We start from the raw sequence: 3,050 nt of genomic DNA, 5'->3' as shown, positions 1-3,050 counted from the left end.
GAATGGATCGCCAAGGACCTCGACTTCGAATATTGGCTCGGCGTCCAGAATTCCAAGCTTCCGGCCAACACCTTCGTCGTGCGCGCCGCCGATCTCGAGGATCCCGACAAGAAGGCCTTCCTCGAAAAATATCTGCGCGGCTGGGCGATGGGCCTCGAATTCGGCTACCAGAACCCGCGCGCGGCCGTCGAAACCGTGTTCGAGCAATTCCCGACCTTGGCCAAGAACCTTGGCCCTGAGCTCGGCACCACCTCGATCCTGCAGCAGATCAACGTCTTCCGCGGTGACATGGACAAGCGCAGTGGCTGGGGCTCGCACGACATGGCGAGCTGGCAGGGCTTTTTCGACGAGATCCTGAAGATCGGCCAGATCACCGCGCCGGTGAAGGCCGAAGACGTCTGCACCAACGACCTGATTCCGACCGCCAACGACTTCGACAAGGCGAAGGTCAAGGCCGATGCCGACGGCGTGAAACTGTCGGAAGGCTTTGCCGCGCTCGACGTCGAGAAGATCAAGGCGCACCTGTTCGATTCCGCCGTCAAGTAAGGCGGGCGCATTGACCATCGGGCGGCGCCTGATGCCGCCCGAGCTACTGTTCAAAGAGCATTGGGGAGGCTGACATGGCCGACAAAGTAAAAATCCTGGTGGTTGGTCTGGGCAATATGGGCGCTTCGCATGCGAGCGCCTATCACCGCTCCGACGGCTTCGAGATCGTCGGCATCATGAGCCGCACCATCAAGAGCAACAAGAAGATCCCGAAGGAGCTCGCCGGCTATCCGCTCTATGAGGATTTCGACTTGGCGCTGAAGGAGACCAAGCCGGACGCGGTCTCGATCAACAGTTGGCCGAACACGCATGCCGAATACGCGCTGAAGGCGATCGCCGCCAACTGCCATGTGTTCATGGAAAAGCCCCTCGCCACCAACATCGCCGACGCCGAGAAGGTGGTGGCCGCCGCGCGGGCCAAGAACCGGAAGCTGGTTCTGGGCTACATCCTGCGCGTCCACCCGTCCTGGATCAAATTCATCGAGGTCGGCAAGACGCTCGGCAAGCCCCTGGTGATGCGCCTCAACCTCAACCAGCAGAGCAGCGGCAGCGCCTGGCACTGGCACAAGAACCTGATCGACTCGCTGATCCCGATCGTCGACTGTGGCGTGCACTATGTCGACGTCATGTGCCAGCTGACCGGCGCCAAGCCGGTGCGCGTGCACGGCATCGGCGCCAAACTCTGGGCCGAGGCCGACAAGCAGAACTATGGCCATCTGCACGTCACTTTCGATGATGGCTCGGTCGGCTGGTATGAAGCCGGCTGGGGCCCGATGATGAGCGAGACCGCCTATTTCGTGAAGGATGTGGTCGGCCCGAAAGGCGCCGTTTCGATCGTCGCCGGCCAGTCCGCAAGCAGCGCCAAGGAAGCCGAGGAGGTATCGGATTCCGCCGACATCGACCGCCACACCAAGACCGACGCGCTGAAGATCCACTACGCGCAGGTCGATGGCGACAAGAACTTCTCGAAGCCCGACGAGATCGTCAGCATGGAGGACGAGCCCGGCCATCAGGAGCTTTGCGACCGCGAGCAGGCCTTCTTCCTGCGCGCCATCCGTGAGGACCTCGATCTGACCGAGCAAATGGATGCCGCCGTCAACAGCCTGCGCATCGTTTTAGCCGCCGAGCAGAGCATCGCGGAGAAGCGGACCGTCGAGCTGACCTGAAGCTTCCGGTCAGCCTGCCGCGCAACCTCACATCTAGCCGCTTCGCGGCTGGGCAGTCCGCCGGCGGCGTGCCGATCGGCATGCAGCCAGTCGGCCGCTATGTAGCGCTCTCCACGCAGTTGGAAGAGGAGATGCCGTGCAGGGACCGGCGGCCGGCCAACCAGCTTCCGGATCTTTGGAACAGCACGTTGCCGCCGCCTTCATCCCGTGGCGTCAATTTCCTATAAGATTCCTATTTCTTTGGTCCCCGCCTCGTCTCGAACCCTTATGGCGGTCGGGTCCATATTCCCCTCGAAAAACACTTTCATCGCCGTCGCCGCCAAGGTGACGGGCGGTCCTGTGCAATTTTGAACTCGACCGTGTCGGGGTGCAAAAACAAGCCGAAACAAGGAATGCCTGCAATGGACCTCGTTGTTCTCGGGATGGGGATTTTGTTCTTCGTCCTGTCCTTAGCTTACGTCAAAGCCTGCGACAGAATCTGATCGAAGGGTCTTACAATGCTTTTCGACTACGTCCTCGGCGGCGCGGTGACCTTGTTCTTGCTTGCCTACCTCACCTACGCCCTCATCCGCCCAGAGCGCTTCTGATCGGCATACGGAAAGTCAGTTCATGACACTCAACGGCTGGATACAGATCCTCGTCTATTGCGGGATCCTGCTTTTGCTCGTGAAGCCGCTCGGCGGCTACATGCACCGCGTCTTCAAAGGCGATCGTACGTTGCTGTCGCCCGTGCTTGTCCCGATCGAGCGCGGCCTCTATCGCCTCGCCGGGACAAGCGAGAAGGAAGAACAGCACTGGGCCGCCTACGCCACCGGCATGCTGCTTTTCAACCTCGCCGGTTTCCTCGTGCTTTATGCCTTGCAGCGGCTGCAGGGCGCGCTGCCCTACAATCCCGCCGGGATGGCTGCGGTCGAACCGGAGCTCGCCTTCAACACCGCGGCGAGCTTCGTCACCAATACCAACTGGCAGAACTACGGCGGCGAAAGCACGATGTCCTACCTCGTGCAGATGGCCGGCCTCACCGTCCAGAACTTTGTTTCGGCCGCCACCGGCATTGCCATTGCGATCGCGCTGATCCGCGGCTTTGCCCGCGCCTCGGGCAAGTCGATCGGCAGTTTCTGGGTCGACCTGACCCGCTGCACGCTTTACGTGCTCCTGCCGGCCTGCATCGTGCTGACGCTCGTCTATGTGTGGCTCGGCATCCCGCAGACGCTTGGACCCTATGTCGACGCCACCACGCTGGAAGGCGCCAAGCAGACGATCGCGCTCGGCCCAGTAGCAGACGATGACGCCGACGAGAAACAGCACGCCCATCGAGGCAAGGAGACGCGCTTCGGA

At 61.5% G+C, this 3,050-nt stretch carries 3 protein-coding genes and 1 pseudogene; all 4 read left to right on the top strand.

Annotation, left to right across the window (positions count from 1 at the left end; all coding sequences use genetic code 11):
* A pseudogene (locus EOA60_RS26225) lies at positions 1–546 on the top strand (ABC transporter substrate-binding protein); the annotation flags it as partial.
* 74 nt (positions 547–620) lie between these two features.
* A complete protein-coding gene (locus tag EOA60_RS26220; protein ID WP_067003969.1) occupies positions 621–1,712 on the top strand; it encodes a Gfo/Idh/MocA family oxidoreductase in 1,092 nt (363 codons plus the stop codon).
* Positions 1,713–2,209: 497 nt separating this feature from the next.
* Complete coding sequence (locus tag EOA60_RS26215) at positions 2,210–2,299, top strand: K(+)-transporting ATPase subunit F (protein WP_067003971.1); 90 nt, start codon at positions 2,210–2,212, stop codon at positions 2,297–2,299.
* A 22-nt stretch (positions 2,300–2,321) separates the two neighbouring features.
* Positions 2,322–3,050: potassium-transporting ATPase subunit KdpA (locus EOA60_RS26210; protein ID WP_206628247.1), on the top strand; the 729-nt coding region annotated here is incomplete at its 3' end.

Source organism: Mesorhizobium sp. M1A.F.Ca.IN.020.06.1.1 (assembly GCF_004023265.1).
In the GTDB taxonomy this organism is placed as follows: Bacteria; Pseudomonadota; Alphaproteobacteria; order Rhizobiales; family Rhizobiaceae; genus Mesorhizobium.
Note: the sequence above shows the minus strand (reverse complement) of the source record. Positions and strands in the feature narration are given on the sequence as shown.

Bases quoted from the DNA above. Each gene is read 5' to 3' on its own strand.
- EOA60_RS26215 (WP_067003971.1), top strand. From the start codon at position 2,210: ATGCTTTTCGACTACGTCCTCGGCGGCGCGGTGACCTTGTTCTTGCTT.
- EOA60_RS26220 (WP_067003969.1), top strand. From the start codon at position 621: ATGGCCGACAAAGTAAAAATCCTGGTGGTTGGTCTGGGCAATATGGGC.